This window comes from Paraburkholderia sp. BR14320 (genome assembly GCF_040948665.1).
Lineage (GTDB): Bacteria > Pseudomonadota > Gammaproteobacteria > Burkholderiales > Burkholderiaceae > Paraburkholderia > Paraburkholderia youngii.
This window is the reverse complement of record NZ_JBFPKG010000390.1, coordinates 1-250: the sequence shown is the minus strand read 5'-3', so window position 1 is coordinate 250 and position 250 is coordinate 1. Positions and strand designations below refer to the sequence as shown.

1 pseudogene and 1 other annotated feature are annotated in these 250 nt (G+C 54.4%); the pseudogene reads left to right on the top strand.

Annotated elements, in window-relative coordinates:
- A pseudogene (locus AB3X89_RS40770) lies at positions 1-126 on the top strand (IS3 family transposase); the annotation flags it as partial.
- Positions 16-134 (top strand) — a sequence feature (AL1L pseudoknot). Its footprint overlaps the pseudogene before it by 111 nt.
- The last annotated feature ends 116 nt before the right edge of the window (positions 135-250 follow it).

Below are 250 nucleotides of genomic sequence, written 5' to 3'. Positions count from 1 at the left end.
CCTGCGCAAGGCGTCGGCGTATTTCGCACAGGCGGAGCTCGACCGCCGACCGAAGTGATGATCATGTTCATCGATGATCAACGGCACGTCTACGGGGTCGAGCCGATCTGCAGGGTACTGCCAATCGGGTTCTGTTGCAGTAAGGGTGTCGGGACGAGAAATGTCGATATGATAAGTATTGCTTATGACACAAGGGAGTAAAACTGCTGGGAAGCAGACGACGGGTCTTTGCCCGCACATTTCATCTGTC